The organism is bacterium (assembly GCA_030648955.1).
GTDB lineage: Bacteria > Patescibacteriota > Minisyncoccia > Phycocordibacterales > JAUSHB01 > JAUSHB01.
In genome coordinates this window covers 1-18807 of the sequence record JAUSHB010000015.1, presented here as the reverse complement: position 1 = coordinate 18807, position 18807 = coordinate 1, and the positions used below count along the sequence as shown (strand labels likewise).

16 protein-coding genes and 5 tRNA genes are annotated in these 18807 nt (G+C 42.6%); 11 read left to right on the top strand and 10 right to left on the bottom strand.

Translation table 11 applies throughout. The features are described from left to right. On the top strand, nt 1-253 hold a 253-nt coding region (locus Q7S11_04235; protein MDO8572941.1), incomplete at its 5' end, for a hypothetical protein. 175 nt (nt 254-428) lie between these two features. On the opposite strand, the gene Q7S11_04230 is transcribed toward Q7S11_04235, so the two are convergent. The 3 genes from Q7S11_04230 to Q7S11_04220 form a co-directional block, all read right to left on the bottom strand. Continuing rightward, complete coding sequence (locus tag Q7S11_04230) at nt 429-1196, bottom strand: hypothetical protein (GenBank protein MDO8572940.1); 768 nt, start codon at nt 1194-1196, stop codon at nt 429-431. Nucleotides 1197-1370: 174 nt separating this feature from the next. Beyond that, nucleotides 1371-2078 (bottom strand): hypothetical protein, encoded by a 708-nt coding sequence (locus tag Q7S11_04225; GenBank protein ID MDO8572939.1) that lies wholly within the window; start codon nt 2076-2078, stop codon nt 1371-1373. Nucleotides 2079-2087: 9 nt separating this feature from the next. Beyond that, nucleotides 2088-2161: transfer RNA gene (locus Q7S11_04220), tRNA-Ala, on the bottom strand. Nucleotides 2162-2371: 210 nt separating this feature from the next. Here Q7S11_04220 and Q7S11_04215 point away from each other — a divergent pair. From Q7S11_04215 to Q7S11_04200, 4 genes are all read left to right on the top strand, one after another. After that, entirely contained in the window at nt 2372-2635 is a 264-nt protein-coding gene (locus Q7S11_04215) for a glutaredoxin family protein (GenBank protein MDO8572938.1), read from the top strand. An 82-nt stretch (nt 2636-2717) separates the two neighbouring features. Beyond that, nucleotides 2718-2789, top strand: a tRNA-Arg gene (locus tag Q7S11_04210). 513 nt (nt 2790-3302) lie between these two features. Then, nucleotides 3303-3593 (top strand): hypothetical protein, encoded by a 291-nt coding sequence (locus Q7S11_04205; GenBank protein MDO8572937.1) that lies wholly within the window; start codon nt 3303-3305, stop codon nt 3591-3593. Nucleotides 3594-3602: 9 nt separating this feature from the next. Then, nucleotides 3603-3678 (top strand) — tRNA-Phe (locus Q7S11_04200). 35 nt (nt 3679-3713) lie between these two features. On the opposite strand, the gene Q7S11_04195 is transcribed toward Q7S11_04200, so the two are convergent. The 3 genes from Q7S11_04195 to Q7S11_04185 form a co-directional block, all read right to left on the bottom strand. Continuing rightward, entirely contained in the window at nt 3714-4175 is a 462-nt protein-coding gene (locus Q7S11_04195; protein MDO8572936.1) for an Hsp20/alpha crystallin family protein, read from the bottom strand. Nucleotides 4176-4268: 93 nt separating this feature from the next. Beyond that, nucleotides 4269-5006 carry a PrsW family intramembrane metalloprotease gene (locus Q7S11_04190; GenBank protein ID MDO8572935.1) on the bottom strand — a complete coding sequence of 246 codons (738 nt, stop codon included), beginning with the start codon at nt 5004-5006 and terminating at the stop codon, nt 4269-4271. Beyond that, nucleotides 5003-7288, bottom strand: coding sequence for a valine--tRNA ligase (locus Q7S11_04185; GenBank protein ID MDO8572934.1), 2286 nt, complete (start codon nt 7286-7288; stop codon nt 5003-5005). Before Q7S11_04185 ends, Q7S11_04190 begins: the two co-directional genes overlap by 4 nt. A 431-nt stretch (nt 7289-7719) precedes the next feature. Here Q7S11_04185 and Q7S11_04180 point away from each other — a divergent pair, with 431 nt between their 5' ends. From Q7S11_04180 to Q7S11_04165, 4 genes are all read left to right on the top strand, one after another. Continuing rightward, a complete protein-coding gene (locus tag Q7S11_04180) occupies nt 7720-10869 on the top strand; it encodes a DUF5011 domain-containing protein (protein ID MDO8572933.1) in 3150 nt (1049 codons plus the stop codon). A 241-nt stretch (nt 10870-11110) separates the two neighbouring features. Then, nucleotides 11111-12157: a hypothetical protein gene (locus tag Q7S11_04175; GenBank protein ID MDO8572932.1), complete on the top strand. Its 1047-nt coding sequence runs from the start codon at nt 11111-11113 to the stop codon at nt 12155-12157. A 159-nt stretch (nt 12158-12316) separates the two neighbouring features. Continuing rightward, nucleotides 12317-13075, top strand: coding sequence for a DUF5666 domain-containing protein (locus tag Q7S11_04170; protein ID MDO8572931.1), 759 nt, complete (start codon nt 12317-12319; stop codon nt 13073-13075). 65 nt (nt 13076-13140) lie between these two features. Further along, nucleotides 13141-15423, top strand: coding sequence for a LamG-like jellyroll fold domain-containing protein (locus Q7S11_04165; protein MDO8572930.1), 2283 nt, complete (start codon nt 13141-13143; stop codon nt 15421-15423). On the opposite strand, the gene tsaD is transcribed toward Q7S11_04165, so the two are convergent. From tsaD to Q7S11_04150, 3 genes are all read right to left on the bottom strand, one after another. Beyond that, nucleotides 15420-16685, bottom strand: a complete 1266-nt coding sequence (gene tsaD / locus Q7S11_04160) for a tRNA (adenosine(37)-N6)-threonylcarbamoyltransferase complex transferase subunit TsaD (protein MDO8572929.1) — start codon at nt 16683-16685, stop codon at nt 15420-15422. The genes Q7S11_04165 and tsaD overlap by 4 nt on opposite strands. Beyond that, a complete protein-coding gene (locus tag Q7S11_04155) occupies nt 16682-17284 on the bottom strand; it encodes a class I SAM-dependent methyltransferase (protein MDO8572928.1) in 603 nt (200 codons plus the stop codon). Before Q7S11_04155 ends, tsaD begins: the two co-directional genes overlap by 4 nt. Nucleotides 17285-17545: 261 nt before the next feature. Further along, nucleotides 17546-17617, bottom strand: a tRNA-Glu gene (locus Q7S11_04150). A 149-nt stretch (nt 17618-17766) separates the two neighbouring features. On the opposite strand from Q7S11_04150, the gene Q7S11_04145 reads away from it, so the two are divergent. Further along, nucleotides 17767-18492 carry an LAGLIDADG family homing endonuclease gene (locus tag Q7S11_04145; GenBank protein ID MDO8572927.1) on the top strand — a complete coding sequence of 242 codons (726 nt, stop codon included), beginning with the start codon at nt 17767-17769 and terminating at the stop codon, nt 18490-18492. Beyond that, nucleotides 18478-18564 (top strand) — tRNA-Ser (locus Q7S11_04140). The genes Q7S11_04145 and Q7S11_04140 overlap by 15 nt, the downstream gene beginning before the upstream one ends. Here Q7S11_04140 and Q7S11_04135 read toward each other — a convergent pair. Then, a partial coding sequence (locus Q7S11_04135; GenBank protein MDO8572926.1) for a hypothetical protein occupies nt 18546-18807 on the bottom strand: 262 nt, incomplete at its 5' end. The two genes, Q7S11_04140 and Q7S11_04135, sit on opposite strands and share 19 nt — an antisense overlap.

Here is an 18807-nt window from a genome sequence, read left to right as displayed (position 1 = left end):
ATCTATTTCGAGCAGAATCCGGATGACAGATACTAATCGCACGCGCGGAGCGCGTGGTGGCTCTGGACTGAATCGTACGCTCAAATCGCGCGCCTCGCCCCCTCCCTCCGGTCGCGGGAGCAAAAACCAAAATGTTTCCTTACCTTTCCTCTTTCTTCGGCGGGGGGTGTGGGGGGAGCCGATAAAAAATGGAAAGGAAATTTTTGGTTTTGCTTCGCCGTTTCAGTCTCCGAAAAGAGCAATCTTATTTTAACATTTTTGTTTACTCTTTTCTCCGTCTTCACGGCGAGACGAGGCGCTTCATCTCCGCGTTTTGTGGTAACTCTAAACCCTGTGGCTTCGTTCGCTGGTCGTGGTAAAAGAAAAGGCGCACGTACCCGAAGGTCGTGCGCCTGTGTTGCTTCCCGAACGAAAGGAGGATCTTCGTGTTACTTCGGAGCGTTCGCCAGTGCTCCGATGAATCCGGGTTGCATGACGAGCAGACTTCCCGTATCGAGATCATCCTCGCCGACGAACATCTTGAGCCAGTTCGCTCGTGATGTTTTTTCGCTTGCGAAGATAGTTGCGTTCTCGGCACACCAGTCGGCGAGCTCCTCGGCACTGGCAAACACCGGACTGACAGGGCTTCCTTCGCTACAGGTTTCCCAGAGCTGGTAGCCGTCGCCAGTCGGTGGCTCGTACTCCTTCCACTCCTCGTGGAGTTTCCGGATCGCTTCGTTCGGATGAGGGAGCGTTCCCTCGCCGTTGCACACCGGGCACTTGCCGAAGACACCGAGTCGCTTGGCGCGAGCTTCGACTAGAATCCAGCGGTTGATGGCGTCGTGGCTGAAGCTTCGCTGGTTCCACTTGTTCACTTCGTCGGCGGTCGGGATGCGTCCGTTGTCATACGGCAACCAGCTGTTGCCGCCATCTGCCACCTTCTTCCGCACGACTTCCCGCTGTTCGTCGTTTAGAGGAACACGGGTGAAGTCCATGAGGCGGCCTTCGTCCACGAGCGCCTGCACTTCGTCCTGCGTGATGCTGTTGCACCAGCGTCGGCTTCCGTCGCCGTCGTGATCGTAGAACTCGTCGGCGATCTGCTTGGTTGCGGTGTTCTGACTGCTTCCGTCACAGAGGTTGCAAGTGAGTGGGCCGGGGTAGGGATTGATGTACCCTTCCCAAACCTTGTCGAGTGGCCCCTGAAAATCCAGAGGCACACGCTTCAGTGTTCGATGTCCCATTGGTATCTCCTTTTCGTTTAGGTTGTGAATGTGCGGTTTTTGAGCCAAAATAGCCCAATGAATCCTGCCACCATCTTAGCATACGGACACAGTTCTGTCAAGCCCAATTGATAACCCTAAATTACCCTTATTTGACAGCGTATTTTTGCCTTATTTCTTCAAGTCTTTGTTTCTCATGTTCAGCTGTTCAGCCAGATTTTTTATTAACCGCTCAATCTCCCTAACTGGTTCTTCCTCAAAGTTTTTATAGGAATTACTCGCAAACTCAAGTTTATGATAAAAAAGTTCAATCACGTCTCTCACAATACGAAGCAACACATCCATTTCTCGCACCGTAAGTTTGACAGTGATTTTCTTAATATCGTCGTGAGCTAAATACTGATCTCTATAAGTTTTTAGTCTTTTAATTACATCTTTGTTTCTCGTTAGTCGTTTTTGAAATTTCTTCAAATCAGAAATTTCAAGCTGTTTGTAGCTTGCAAAAATTTCTGGAATAATTTGTCGTTCACCATGGTAAGCTAAAAAATCTTTTTGAGTTAATCGGTGAATATTTTTCTTGGCGTAGTTTAATACCCAGTAAACTGTTCTGGTCTGATCCGGAGGTTTAGGAATATCAAAAAATTTTGCAAGCTCAATCAAAAAATAACATCTCGTCGCTTCCTTAGTTGTTGAGAAAAAGTACACATAATTACCGAAGACTTTTACATTCTTTTCTGCTTTTCTTTTTCCAACAACATTTGTTGCAACGAGCTTATTGAATTGGTCAAAAATTTTATGTGAGGCAATCGTCGTGAGAAACCTTTTTCTTAGTAGTTGAACCTCCGAAAATAATTTTTCAAATTCTTTATTTTCCGACAATGTTTCGTTTGGTGGACCTACCGGGAGTCGAACCCGGACCTGTTCCATGCCATGGAACCGTTCTACCGCTATACTATAGGCCCAAGTGAGGAACCAAAGAGTGTGCTCGCACATTCTTTTTCCGAACGCCGGGTCTATATCGGATTTTGATATATGCCCAAGTGAGGATTATCGTATCATTTTAAAGACTTTTTTTAAAGGTTGCTTTCACACCTATCGGGTCAGATGTGGAGGTTGTATGGTGTGGTATAATTACTACATTAAATATTAAAAGATTATTGATAAGCGTTTATATGGCAGAAAACAACACACCCATCCAAGGCGGAAAAAAAGTAGCAATTTACACAACACCAACATGCGGGTATTGCAAAATGGCAAAAGAGTTCTTTAAAGAGAATAATGTTGCGTATGAGGAGTACAATGTTGCTACGGATGCCGAAAAAAGGAACGAGATGGTTGAAATGACGGGACAACTGGGCGTCCCGGTTATCACTATTGATGATAATGCTATTGTTGGATTCAATAAACCCAAAATGATTGAACTTTTGGGGTTATAAAATAAGTATCGATATCGTAAAAAAACCGTCTCGTGACGGTTTTTTTATTCACGACTGGTATGATAGAGTTTGTTGGTAAAATGTCCTTGTAGTTCAATGGATAGAACGAGGGGTTCCTAATCCCTAAATGCAGGTTCGATTCCTGCCGAGGACACAGGCAATAGTAGAGCCCGCTTTGGCGGGCTTTTACTTTGTCTGTGCCCGAGGAGCGAGTGAACTTGCTTCACTCGCATCAGGAATCGAACGGCGGAGCATGTTGCGAAGCAACGGCGAGCCGCGTCCAGCAGTACTTAGTGAACGAGAAGCTTTGCTTTGAGTGAGCTTAGTAACTGCGGGACATTCCTGCCGAGGGCATAAAAACGTGAAGAAAATCTCCCCTGCGGGAGATTTTTAGTTTTTATGAGCCGGAGCATATCGCGAAGCGATGCGAGGTGGGGTCGCGAACACTTGGTATTTTATGAACGAAGTGAAGTAAAATACTTAGTGATTCGTGACTAAGATGCCCCTCCATTAGGAAGGACATCTTTCATTTTTAAGAAGTTTTGATATACTGGCAAGTACACATGTCCCATTAGGAATTTTCTAGAAGAATCTGGTATATAAGGATGGATTGGGTCATGTAATGTAGCTCGTTGAGAGAAATAGTAAGGAATAATTTACTAACAGGATGGATTCTGATTTAAAAAAACTGGCTGAAGAAAACCTAGAGATTTCTAGGGAGAACAATAAGATTCTCCGTTCAATGCGGAGTGCATCACGCTGGGGAAGTGTATTTCGTATTTTCTACTGGGTAATTATAGTCGGTTCCATGTTGGGCGCTTACTACTATTTCCAGCCTTTTATTCAAGTGCTTGAAAAACAATATCAGATGGGTGCTTCATTTTTTTCTCAATTACAAAAAGAAGGGACATCAATCAATCAGTATTTCAATTCCCCGGGCACTACTTCAAAAAAATAAACATACAATGCTTGGATAGCTCAGTTGGTAGAGCATTCCCCTGAAGAGGGAAGGGTCCCCAGTTCGAATCTGGGTCCAAGCACCATTGAAAAAATCCCCGCCAATTGGCGGGGATTTTTTCTAAACTACCTTAACCTTAATTTCTCGAACTTTCTCTTTGTCTACCTTTGGAAGTCGCAGGGTTAGGAGTCCGTGTCGTTGGGTCGCTTCCGCTTCCTCGGGCTCTATTTCTTGAGGGAGAAGTACTGTGCGTGAGAATGCTCCCCAATAGAGTTCTTTATTAAAATAATTTTCGTTTGGTATGTTCGATGGCGCATCTCGTCTGCCTTTAATGGTCACCATGTCGCGAGTGATTGAAATATTGAGGTTCTCTGGAGATACTCCGGCAACGACAGTCTGAAGCACGATTTCATTTCCGCTTTGGTACACGTCCACAGTAAGTTGTCCCTCGTCGGACTCTTCTGGCAACCACTCATGTATGCGATTATTAGGACCAGGCGTTGTTTTAATAACTTCTTCGTCGCCCTCTACTGACACGGTTCCCGTTAATCGCTCAAAAAATGATCGTTTTTCTTTTGACATGGAGTTAGTTTATAAAGTAAAAAGCGTGTAAGGTTTATAAAGAAAAGGATTGCGTCTTCACGTTACGAACTTTCAACTTAAGTAGTTATGTTATTAAGATTTTTTCGGGGAAATCACTACAACGGGTCTCATGTGTTTGATACGCTCAAAGAGTAAAATAATTATAACGATGACTCCCCAATAGTATGAGAACACTCTTAATGATTGCCCGATGTTATCAACTTTAATTATAGATAAATTAAACAGAGTGTGCAAGAGTGCAGCAATAATAACTCCTACCAGAGCCCACAATATACGCTCCAAACGATGGCGATAAAACGTGAATGCGATCATGATACCTAAGACCGCGGACGAAGCGACATGGAGAACGGTTGCTCCGATAAAACGGAGGTTTCCGTTGATGAGCCCCATGGCAATACCCTGACTGGAGGTGATATTGAGGAGATAGAGTGTATTTTCCATCGCAGAAAAACCAAGTGCCACAGTGATGAGATAAATGAGCGCATCTACGGGCTCATCAAAATATTTACTGTGGAATGCAATGATATATACAGCAAGGAATTTCACAAGTTCCTCGATTAGTGCAAGTGATGTAGCGAGAGTATTATTTCCCCCAAGCGAACCGCATGAACCATTTACAATAAATGAGCAGGCAAAATGTTCCAATGGCAGTGCCAAAAACACCGCTCCCATACCAACGAGAAACGAGGCGGCAATTTTTTCTCGCGGTTCAGGGTGGACACTGTCTTCTTTGAGCCAAAACCAAAGCCAGAACAGAGCGGGCAAAATTCCCCCAAATACTGCAAATATAAGCGTCGTGAGTTCTGTCATAGTATTGGCCAAGACTCAACCATGAGCAGTTGATTTTTTTTATGAGGAAGCATCCCCCAAATTTCTTCAGTTACAAACGGCATGAATGGATGGAGCAGGGTAATCGTCGTGGAGAGAATCGTAAGTAATGTCCATTTGCACGATAGCGTATCTGCCGTATCACCCGACAGTAATCGCTCCTTACTTTTTTCAATAATAATACCGGCAAACGTATTCCAGAAATAGTGGTACAGTTTTTCTCCCGCAAGATAAAAACGATAGTTTTCGATATCTATCGTCACATCGCGCGCCATAGCATCAAGTTCTTTCAAGATTTCTTCGTCTTGAGTTGAGAGGGGAGGTTTTTTTTCAGTATCAATGCCTTCTATATTTGAAAGCACAAACCGCGTCGCATTCCATATTTTGTTTGCAAAGTGCTTGTATCCTCTGATCTTATCTTCAGAGAGATTCAAGTCAGTTCCTGGTGTATTGCCGACAATGAGAGACATTCGTGCCGCGTCTGCTCCGTATTTTTTTATCATATCAAGCGGGTCGATGATGTTGCCGAGCGACTTACTCATCTTCTTGCCATTTTTATCACGCACAAGTCCATGAAGGTAGACTGTTTTGAAGGGGATCTCCCCCAAAAAATAACCCGACATAAGAACCATGCGTGCAACCCAGAAAAAAAGGATATCGTAGCCTGTTTCAAGGATTGTTGTCGGGTGATATGTCCCCATGTCGCTTTCCGAATTAATACCACCGTCTGAAGTGAAGACGGGTTTGCCCCGAGCATCGTCGAGTGGCCATCCAAGTGTTGAAAATGTCCATAATCCGGAAGAAAACCATGTATCAAGGGTATCGGGGTCTTGCTCAATAGTACCGCCACAATACGGACATGATCCCGGTAGCTCAATACTTACAATTGGGTTGGCGCATAAAGGCGTACTGCGCTCGTCTTTTGAAAATGTACAGTACCACACGGGAATTCTATGTCCGTACCATATCTGTCGGCTGATGCACCAATCATGCAGATTGTCGATCCAATGAAAGTATGTTTTTTCAAAATAATCCGGGATGATTGTAATTTGATTATTTTCTACCACCTTACGCATCAGTTCTTTCAAGGTAATCTCTTTACCAGTCTCAATACCCTCGATATGAGACTTTTTCATTTTGAATTTCTTATCTACGTTCACAAACCACTGCAACTTTGGGAGCGGTTCGATAATACCACCACTTCGATCAGCTACGGTGACGTTTTGCTTCACATCTTCCTCTTTTTCGAGCAGTTTTTCTGCGGTAAGCCACTGTACAATCATTTCTCTCGCTTCTTTCACCTTTTTTCCTTTATAGGGATCTACTGTAATACGTGTATACTCATCAATCACTTGAACAAAAGGAAGATCATGGCGCGCGGCTATTTCCGAGTCTGTTTGGCTGTGTGCGGGAGTTACGCCGAGGGCACCCGTTCCATATGTGGGATCAACGGCATCATCACCCACGATTTTTATGTGTAGTTTTGTTCCAGCAAACAGGAGATCAAATTCTTTTCCGATGTACTTGCTGTATCGTTTATCATCGGGATGTACCGCAACTGCCGTATCACCCAATTTAGTTTCAGGCCTGGTAGTTGATATGGAAATAGGGAAGTCGCGTGAGTATTTAAAAGTATACAATTTCCCCACAACCTCCCTATACTCAATCTCTTCATCGGAGACTGTTGTTTGTCCCTTGGGATCCCAGTTGACCACCTTATGCTTGCGATAGATAAGTCCATCATCATACATTTGTTTAAAAGCCGTTCGGACGGCAAAATTTCGTTTTTCGTCGAGCGTATAGGCTTCACGGCTCCAGTCGATGGAAGCGCCGAGTTTTTTGACTTGGTGGACAATGGTGTCATGGCTTTCTTGCGCGTATTGTGTAACCCGCTGTAAAAAAACTTCTCGTCCCAAATCGTGTCGGTTTTTCTTTTCTTCCTTGTAGATAATGCCCTCAACCTTTGATTGGGTTGCGATTGCTGCGTGGTCTGTTCCCGGAAGCCAAAGCGTTCGGAAGCCCTTCATTCTATGATAGCGAGTAAGAATATCTTCAATAGCAATTATTACAGAATGCCCCATGTGGAGAATGCCGGTTACATTAGGTGGCGGGAGAACCATAGAGAATACTTGGGCATCCTTTTTGCACACTTCTTTTTTTATACATATATCAGGATCAAAAAACCCGCTTTCTTCCCAGATATGGTAAATGCGGTCTTCAGTTTCTTCTGAGTTATATGGTTTTAAGAGACGTTCATTAATCATAAAATCATCTCTATGATATCACAAAGGGCATTGTTTTCTAGATTTATACTGTTTTTTTATATTTTGCGGTTAGATATTGAGCAGATTCTTATCCACAAGCAATACACAGGTTTTCAACAGATAGGTGATTTATTTAAGTTAGCTAATACTTTGTAAAAATATTGCAAATGATAAATTATTTCTCTGATTGATTGCACACCCACCAGAAATTATTGAGTAATAAAAAATGTCCTTTATGGAATCCATATAGAATAGGAAATTTTAAGTCCATAAAGGACACAATTATTTTAAAATAAAATACACGAATCGAGAGACCATTAAATGTCCTTTAAGTTATTGCTTAAAAGCTTGACTTGCATATAAATATATATAGGATTGCTGATACATAAGCAATATACAAAATACTCCTTATTCTTTATTTAAATACACCTATGGCACACTCAAGATTCTATAGAAACTATTACCTATTCTTTTTCGCAACATTGATACTCACCGTTGCTGGTTTATTTGTTGCTGGAAATGCGCGTGCGGACGAAACACAAGAATCTCACGAAAGTTCATCGTCATCAACTTCTGCTTCTGCGAGTGCCTCGGCATTTGCGAATTCATATACACACGAAGATGGTGACGACGATGACCAGGATGAAAACCACAAGATTAAAATCTGCCATATCCCACCTGGTAATGAACACAACCCACAAACAATTGAAATAGACAAAAGCGCGTTTACCCCACATCAAGAGCATGGTGACTACAAGGGGGAATGCAATCAAAGTGAGCCAGTGGGGTCCATCACCGTTTGCAAGATTATTGTAGACGATAAAAAAAACATACTATATGAGGAGGCACCCCCTGGAGCTTCATTTCAGATTTTTGGGTTAATGCCATCGACAATAGGCGAGGGGGGGGTGCCGGTCGGTGTCATCCCAACATCGACATTTACTGTCCCCCTTGGTCTTAATAATAAAATTATTGATGCAAGCACGCAAAACGATGCCCAGTGCCTTACGTATGGCAATCTAAAGCTCGGTGCGTACTATTATGGGGAAGAAGATCTCCCTAGTAACGAATGGCTTACACCGCTCTATAATGACCAGTTTACCGTAGCAGTTCATTCCACCAGCGATTTTTTTCCATATAGTAATGAGCTTTTTACGGAAGATACGAGTGACGATTCTTTGAGGAACAAAAATGTGGATGGAAATATCATATTAAACAAAGATAGACCAGAGCGAACGCTTGTTATCCTCAATACATACAAGAAAACAACCCCCAAGCCAGAGCAGGGGAAACTTAAGATATGTAAATGGAATGACATGACAGGAGATGGGAAAAGTGCTACAAGTACCGATGATACCCCTTTTCCAAAATGGAATTTCAATATAAAAAATGCTAGTTCTTCAGAGGAAATTTGGCATCTTCTCACCGAGGAATCGGATGGATGCACTGTGAGCGACCTGATTGACGTAGGAAGCTACTCAATCAAAGAAGAGGTACTACAGGATTGGACTCTACGTGGTGTATATGTGAATGGGGACAAGGTAAACAATGTTCCCGTTGGCACAACGACGGATATTCTGGCAAGTATTTTTAATGAAGTAACGACGCGTGTGGATTTTTACAATCACTACGAAAAACCGGCAACTACGACATCCCCGTTACCCTCATTATTAATTTCCGCAACAAAGATTGTTTGTAATAATGAATCTGACCTCCCTAATTGGGGATATGGGGAGCAAAATATCACTGTTACTACTGCGACAGAATGGGTGGAGACTCACTCGGGGTGCCATCTTGAAAAAGGTTGGAACTTTCAATATGCAAGCTCAACGGCGCTAAATCCGGGAGACCAAGCGGGAGAAGTTTCTGATTGGACTTCGTTTGGTCCTACGAATGAACTTGGAGTTGCAACAACGAGCGTGACAAATCAATCTCTGCTCAATGGAAGCCATATTTGGGTGCGCGAGGTAATGAAAGAAGGGTACATGCCGTTTTCAGGTCTTTACGCAACTTCAACAGTATCAGCTGAATTCTATTGTACGGAAGATGTTTACAATTATGATAATTATGATTATGTCGTAAATCCTCAAGCGGGGAAGTCCTATTCATGTGTAGCATGGAATGTACCAAGTACTCCCTCTTCTGCACTTCAATGTAGCGACACCGTGGATAACGATCTCGATGGCAAGATTGATACGGAAGATCCTACCTGTCACACTGACGGTGACTCAGAAAATCCCGAATCATACAATCCCAATGGTAATAATGAAAATTCAAAGCCAATTATTACCCTTGTAGGCGATGCAACAATCAATCTCACGGTCGGGGGCACATTCACTGACCCTGGCGCAACTGCGTCTGACGAAGAAGATGGCGACCTCTCCAGCATGATTCACGCCACAAGCACGGTCAACATGAGTGTTCCTGGTACCTATACTGTCACCTATGGCGATGTTATTGATTCACGGGGAACTTCTGCGGATCAGGTAATACGCACTATTGTGGTATCGGGTGGTGGCGGAAGTGGCGGTGACGGTGACGGCGGAAGTGGCGGTGGCGGCGGAGGGGGTGGTGGTGGCGGAGGGGGCAACAGTGGCGGTGGAGGGGGTGGAGGCGGTGGTAATGGTCCGATTATTCCAAATGCGCTAAGTATTTTTAATGAAAAAGTTGTACTGGTAACAGAAAATTCTGCCTTGGTATCATGGGATACCAACATCCCTGGGACGAGTCAAGTTTTCTTTGACCTAATTTCTCATGCAACAGGAACGGAGCCAATGTATGGATACGCATCATCAACCGTTAAAGTTACCAACGAAACAACCAGCCATACACTCCTCATTACTAATCTTCACAATGGACCTCCGTATTACTTTAGACCAATTTCATCAAAAAATACTGAAACAGCCATAGGGCAAGAACTTGTTGTTAGCGCGGTTGTTAATACAATCGTGGGGAGTTGTAATTTACTCAATGATTACATGAGAATCGACTTTTCAAATAATCCAATTGAGGTAAAGAAACTTCAATTATTCCTTAAAAATTTGGAAGGGTTTCCCGACCTAGCAATAACGGGAATATTTGACCAGACAACATTTGATGCCGTAGTTGCATTTCAGGAAAAATACCGCATCGATGTCTTGAATCCATGGGGGCACAAAAAGGGCACCGGGTACGTCTATATTACGACCAAAAAGAAAATAAATGAGATTTACTGCAACACAATATTTCCATTAACCGATAGTCAAAACGCAGAAATCGCTGCTTTCAAGGCATTACTTGAGAGTATACAAAACGGCAATAGTAACTCATTTGAATCAACGGGAAGTGATCAGCAAGAAAATGAAGATGAAGGAACTACAACAATCGAACTTCCTTTAGTGGGCGAAAGCACAACAACTCCTCGAAGTTTTGCGGGTGCAATGGGCGATATTTTTAGCCTTAAAACAGGACCACTCACTGCACTTGTTGAGCAGATTAAAAATCTTCTTACAAGCAAGGTTGCAATTCCTATCGCCCTTTTCATTTTTTTCCTCATCGTTCTTATCTTAAGGGGACGTATGGAGAAAAAAATAAGCCAATAATATGTAATGTCCTTAATAAACCTCACAAAGGAAAAGTGAGTGTTTTATGGAAGAATTAAAAATCCGAGAATGCCGTTAAAGACATTTCAAGATTTTGAATATTTATGTCCTTAATGAGTAAAAACAATCGAGAATTTTGGGATAAAAAAATTTGACATGTACCTCGGATACTTCTAATCTTAACAGTAGTAGAGTAACTCGTTTTCTGGAATTTTTAATAGATTAGTCTCATTGAAAAAATATGTTTAAAAAATTTTTACTCGTGGGGGCGAGCATGCTCTTCCTCACGCCCGTTGTTATCGTTCAGGCAGAAGACACATCTGTAATAATATCGAATGAAAAAGTTTCTATTATTGGACCTCAAACAGTTTCGGTCACATGGACTACTAATGTTCCCGCTAATGCTCGTGTCGTATATGGACCAGTAGCGCAGGCGATTGCAGAAGGTGCTCAACTACATCCACAGTATGGATATTCCTCGACAACGGCGGAAATATCATCAATAGCGACGGAACACATGGTTGTCGCCGGTCCAATTATGGGCGGGATGACCTATTTCAGACCTGTTTCAAGCGTTGGCACTACAACGGCAATAGGAAGGGAGGTAAGCATTAACCCCGCTGTGTTAAGCGGAAGTTGTGCATATGTCACATCATATCTAAAAAGAGGAGGAGAAAACAATCCCGGGGAAGTAAAAAACCTTCAGGCGTTTCTTCGTGGTGTCGAGAAGGATGCCACTGTTTCAGTAAATGGCGTTTTTGACGATGCTACCTATGAAGGAGTAAAGAAATTTCAATTAAAATACAAAGATGACATTCTCTCAGCATGGGGAGTGGGTGAGCCGACGGGATACGTATATATTACAACCAAAAGAAAGATCAATGAGATTTTTTGCAGTACCAAGATTGCCTTGACTCAAGAAGAACAATTAATTATCAATACTCCGCATATTGACAAAAAGATTGATTCTACGATGGAAATTGGTAAGGGGACGACTATTACCGACAATGGGTTACTTGCAACGGAAAACAGTGTAACAAATGCTACGGGAACGGGAATTATTGCTGAAATAGAAAGCGATAGTATGTTAAATAAGGATGAGGAAAATCTTACCGCGTCTGCGGGGGGAATTCGAGAATTTTTCTCAAAGAATCAATTCTTGGTATTGATACTTTTCGTACTCGCATTTGTAGGTATTTACCTATTTGGGAATAAGGGTGAGTCTCGAATTGATGAGAAAAAAACACAAAAAATAAAGGAGTCAAATATTCGAGAGTACGAACAATAAGAATATGCATACATATTCGCACGTTGACAGATGTCTCTGTTGTGGAGTTTTAGGGATAAGATTGTGTGTTGGGGGGGTCAATAGTACGTAATGCATTGATGCGCTGATATTTGTGGATAATATCCGTGCTTTTTCACCGAAAAAAGCTATAGTATAGAAGTGATTACTAACCGAAAAAAGTTATACAGCATTATTGCTCTCGTTATCGCTATTTTTGTTCTCGGTGTTGTTATAGCAAAAAAAGTATCGTCAACAAGGCATTCTATGGATTCTGCCGCACGGGAAGCAATCAACACTAAGTTGCGTAACCAATTCATGAATACCATGAGAGAGGTGGTTGGTATCGTGCAAAATATATCTTCTCATGGCGAAGGTTTGCGATCGCTTGCGGTGCAGATTGAGCTTCCTGATGTTTCTCCTCCGAAAGTTTTTACCTCTTCGACCCCAAAACTTGTACAAAAAAATATAACAGTTTTGATAGATGGTGAAACACAGATTGAAGGTTCCTCCGATTTCAACACTGGCGATACGGTCCACATCCTACTCAATAAAAGTGCGTATTCCGGCAGTGAGTTCAACGCTCTTAAAATATCGATTCGTGACCGAGTAAAAGAAATCATGAAACAGGTTACTAATGCGAATCTTATTCACGGAAAAATAAGGAAAAAAGGATCTACCACCATTGTGCTTTCAACGAGAGTTCCCGATAGCGCAAAATTAAGCACACTTGATGTTTCAGGATCGTTCGTGGTTCCGTATGTTGAAAAAGAATATGTAATCATTATTAATGCAAATACCAAATTTCCAGGGGTGTCATTTGCAACACTTAAGGCGGGTGATCAAGTCAGTGCTTGGGGAGAAGGAGAATTATTTAAGAAAGATTCCTTTATTGCCACTAAAATAATCAAGGAAAAATAAGTCTTAATTTTTCAGTATTTTCACACGACATTATGTATTATTTAAAAATAATTTCTCTCAGATCGATGAACGGGCATACTCATATTATTAATAAAAGATCAGCCACATCTCTTACAAATAAATTTTTGTTCTGGAGCGTACTCGCAGTAGTATTTGTCGTCTCCGCCATTACACCGCTTCACCTTATTTATGCGCAAGTGCCCGATCACTCATATTCATTTGATGAAGGATCGGGGGGAATCACAGCAGATTTATCAGGAAGCGAAACGGGTACGCTTACCAATGGCGCTCTATGGTCTGCCGGCAAAAATGGCACCGCAGTATTTTTTGACGGCATTGACGACAAAGTAGCGCTTCCTTCAACGCTTGATATATCCTCACTTCCTTTTACCATTGAAGCGTGGATTAACCCTTCAGACTATAGCAATTATCATGTTATTTTCTCAAAACGTTCTTCGTGGAATAGTGGAGATATGCGTGTGGATGTTGGTATGGATAGTGGTGATGGACGGATCTATGTAGCATCACAACCTGACTTTCGCGCCTTTTCATATTCTCCTCCACTCAATATGTGGACACACATTGCTGTGGTTGCAGACGTAACCGGCGTCTCGCTCTATACAAACGGCATGTTTCAGGAAACGATTGGTCCCACTACCCTTGGGACTAATAGCTCATCTCTTGTCAATATCGGCGGCACAGGAGATGACCAGGATTACTTTTCCGGTCTTATTGACGATGTTCGCATTTACACCCTTGCGCTTTCCCAAGCAGAAATTCAAGCGGATATGAACACGCCTGTGGGAGCAAATCCTCCGCCTGCGGAAATATGGCAAGTCAGCGTTCCCGATGGGGGTTCTTATGCAGATCCCATTACGAGTGTTCCATGGGAATTAGATGGTAGTAGCCCGGGATATCTTTTTACTGCAATTACTGCGGATGCTGGCAATGTTTATACAGCACGAGGACAAAATGGTTCGTGGAATAGCCCTAGCTGTTCTTTACAGCGATGGAATTCTATAACGAAGGAACTTAATGTGGCGACAGGACCTTTTCCTTGCACGGGAATTTACAAACTTGAACTAAAAATTAATCCTGCTGATAATATAATGCGACTGTTTGCTTACCGAGAAGGTGCGATTGAAATACGGGACAAAAATGGACTTACTATTATTGCAACAGAAATCACAGATACTTCTACCATAGTACCTCCCTGCAGTAATCCGTGTGACCACACAACAACAGGGGTTGCAAATGGAAGCATTGCAAAACGAACAGTGGGACGAAGTGATAGTCTCGATATATATGTAGAGCATTCCGATACTCCGGGCAGTCCTGGAAATTTTGGAAGCGCCAATCCATTGAATTTATATATAGGTGCTGATGTGACTACCTTACCAACATGGATTTCTGATGTTGTACCTGCACCAACAACCAACGGATCATGGTTATATTTTGGCGCCGAAGAAATCGCATTAAGTCCAGCCGGTGATTACCTCTATATAGCTGGTGGCAACAAAGTAGGAGGGGTGCTTTCTTCTCAAATTGAGAAACGAGAGCTTCCAGCCCTACCCGATCCGCAAGTTTCCTCAATAATTTCAGCCCCTTTTCAGATTGATAATGGCGACAACGTGGATATTTATTGGTCGAGTTCGTATGCAGATTATTGCGATATTACAACCAGTCCTTCTGTGTGGTCGGGGATGGGTCTTCCCGCAAACGGATATGAACTAAACATAGGACCAATTAATCCTCCCGTCACATTTACCGCTCTGTGCACGAGAAATTCTGATGGGAAAACCGGTTCAGCATCTGTAACGGTAACTCTTGCTCCCAATCTACCCCCTCAAGCGGTTATTACCAATCCCGCAAGTGATATCGCAATTAATTCAGGCGATACAGTTGTTTTTGATGCGGGAAGTTGTCCTAGTGGTTCTTGTGATTCGGATGGAAGTATTAGTGCATACGAATGGCGGGAAGGGGACTGCATTACGGGGACGCTACTTTCGTCAGCTTCAACATTCAATAAAAGTTATTTTACTGTGGGATCTTACTCTACATATCTTACCGTGAAAGACGATGAAGGAGCGTGGTCTAATTGCGCTTTAATAACTATTACTATGCCGCCCAAATGCAATAATGGTGATTTTGACGATGATGGTGACGGATTACCCGATGAACAAGACCCAGGGTGTTGGACTAATCCAACAGATTCAGCAACTTATAATCAGTACGATGACGATGAAAATAATTGTGGAAATCAGACCCCGCCAATGTGCGAAAAAAACTTTGGGGAAAATTTTAAGACGTGTAGATTAGATTGCGCAATCAAGTTTTACGAGAATTAGTTTTTTGGGAGATGTGAAAGTAAATTTGAGAATCGTAAATTGCCACGGGCTTTAATGAGTCCGGGTGTGGTGCCAATTTTTTTGCCTTTGGGTAATGATGCTATGCGAATGTAGCCCGCAATTGCAATCATAAGCGCATTGTCAGTGGAAAGCTCTTTGTTTGACATGAGAAGTTGAATTTTTGGAGAGTGCTTTTCTAATATTTCTTCAAATTGTTCGCGGATGTATTTATTTGCCGCGACTCCTCCTCCAATAATAATTGTTTTTGCGCCATACTTTTCGGCAGCACGGAGTGTTTTTTTTGTGAGGACGTCGGTAACCGCTTCCTCAAATTCTCTTGCGATTAACGCCTTGATATTGTCGGTGAGGTTGGGAATTTTTTTGATCGTGTACAACACGGCGGTCTTAAGTCCAGAGAACGAAAAATTGAAATCTCCCGAATGAATCATTGGTCGCGGGAGCGGGAAAGGAGATTCTTTTCTTTCGGGCGCTTGCTCTGCAATCTTTGAAATTTCCGGTCCGCCGGGATAAGGGAGTCCGAGCATCCGTGCAACCTTATCAAATGCTTCACCCACAGCATCATCACGCGTTTCGCCAATTAATTTGTATGAAAGGAGATTGTTCGTCAACACAAGTTCGGTGTGCCCGCCAGAGATGAGAAGCGCGAGAATAGGGAATTTGACTGGGGATAATGTGTAGTTTTTTAAATAAGTTAGCTTAATTTCTTTTTCTGACTTTTTACTTTTTACTTTCAACTTTTGAACTAGTAGCGCAGCGACGGCATGTCCCTCCATATGATTGACCGGGATGATGGGAATATTCCACACGAGCGAGAGTGCTTTGGCAAAATTAATCCCGACCCAGAGCGCCGGCTCAAGTCCGGGGCCGTAGGTTACGGCGATTGCATCAACATCGGGCTTTTTGATGGTGGGAATGAAGGCTAAAAATTGTTCCAAGAGTTCCGGCTCGCGCGCGAGGAGAGTTTGCAGTTTTTTGTTTTTAGTTTTTAGCAAAAGAGGAGATGAAGTTTTTTTAAGCATCCGCGCTTTTGTGAGTGCTTCTTTCAAAATTGGAATAAGGCTTTTTGAATGTTCGCGTTTTGCGATCGCAGGGAATACGCCTCCATAATGCGCATGGATCTTTGCTTGTGAGAGCGTGATGCTTGAAAGGATTTTAAACGTCGGACGTTTCAATCCCCCGCTTCCGTCAACGATACTGATTGCAGTTTCGTCACATGATGTTTCTATAGCGAGTATTTTCATATTTTCTTTGCGATAAAGAAGAAGTAATTTTTTGTTCTTGGCCTGAGTGTTTCGAGGTAGAGGATTTCAAAGCCGTGCTCACCGAGGAGTTTCTCAAGCTCTTCTTTTTTGTAATAGCTGAACCACCGAGGCGCATTTTCCCGGATTTCCTTAAGTGTGTTCTTATATCCTTCCGTATCGCCTTCAATCATCCCAAGTCCCAAGACAGCGCCAGGCTTAAGCACTCGCCATATTTCTTGAAGTGATATTCCTATTATTTGCTTTGGGACATGAAGGAGGGAAGTGTATGCCCATGCTCCACCGAATGTTTCGTCTTCAAATGGGATTTTATTAAAATCACCAACAATTGATTCTAATCCTTTTTCTTGAGAGATTTTAACCATTACTTCCGAAGCGTCAAGACAAACAACATCAAGTCCACCTTGTTTCAAAATGAGCGCATCTCTTCCTGGACCACTACCAATGTTGATGACTTTTCCTTGTGCGAGTTTCGTGAATTTGTCAATAAATGTCTTGGGAAATTTTTTCCAGAAATCCACTGTTTCCTCGTCGTATTCTTTCGCGAATTGGTTGTATGTTTGTATGGTTTTTTGGTCCATGATGTTAATGTTGTATTTTCGCCTACGGAACGCTTCGCGTACACAATCTATGTGGTCATAAATCACTAAGCATAATTATTCTCCTAATATCGAGTTTTGAGAGCGCAGATTTATCTGGTCACAAATCACTAAGCATAATTGTTCGTTTCACTCCAATTCTGCCAAGTGTTCGCGACCCCGCCTCGTCTGTCGCAAGGCGACATGACTGCGGCTTCATAAATTGCCCGCAGACAAAGCAGTTTGTCTGCTTTACGCAATTTATGACCCCACCGGGAATCGAACCCGGATTTAGAGCTTGAAAAGCTCTCGTCCTAACCGTTAGACGATGGGGCCGTACAAACTAAATCCTACTATGATTTCAGAACTTAGACAAGACTTACTTGGCTGTGCGGTTGACATATAACGGCTCGAAATGAGACAATTGAATATACATGAATATTGAGCACTTAAGAAAGATTGCGCGTAGCGGGGGAATTTCTCGTATGAAAAAGTATGGAAATCCAGGGACAAAAGAAGGAAGGCGTTTAGGGGGGCTCCATTCTGCGGCTCAGCATTCAAAAAAACCAAGCGGTTTCAAGACGCTACAAATTTTTAAAAAACCAAAACAATCTGAAGACCTAGCGGAACTTTTGGGAATACTTTTTGGGGATGGGCATCTCTCTCATTACCAAGCCTCCATTACAACAAATTCGGATACTGACAAAGAACACATTCTTTTTGTAAAAAAACTTATAGAGAAACTTTTTAGAGTCAAAGTAAACATAAGAAAAAAACTCAATCAAAAAGCTTTAGATGCCGTCATTTCTTCGCGGGATATTGTCGCTTACTTTGAAAAATTGGGAATGCCTGCAGGCAATAAATTGAAAAATGGATTACAAACACCAAGCTGGATTTTAAAATCACCAACTTACAGAAAGGGATTTATTCGTGGTTTGTATGATACTGATGGGTGCTTATATCTTGATTCCCATAAAATAAAAAATAAGAAATACTCTTATATTGGTTGGACAATTACAAGTTATGCTGGTACATTAAGAAACGATATTGTTGAGATTTTAAGGGGATTTGGTTTACACCCAACCTTAACAGACTCCCAGAAATCAGTTTATTTACGAAAACAAGCTGATATTGGGAAGTATTTTAAGATCATAGGTTCCCATAATTTTAAGCATTTAAATCGTTACAAAAAATTTGGAGGAGTCGCATAGTGGTCTAGTGCGCCGCACTCGAAATGCGGTAAGGGAGCAATCTCTTCGTGGGTTCAAATCCCACCTCCTCCGTTTGAGCTCCGCGAAAACGGTGAGATACTAGCCTTTGCGCGAACCTTTTTTGAGCGGAAAGACCAATGATACGCACGCCCCGCGCGCGTGGTGGCTCTGAATTGAATCGTACGCTCCGATTGCGTGGTGAAGCGAAGGAATGCGCCTCGGACACGCTCGCGGACTCGCGTGTGCAAAAACCAAAAAATTTCCTTACATTTTTCTCGCGTCTCCTCCCCCCACCCCCCCCCACCGCGAAGCGGA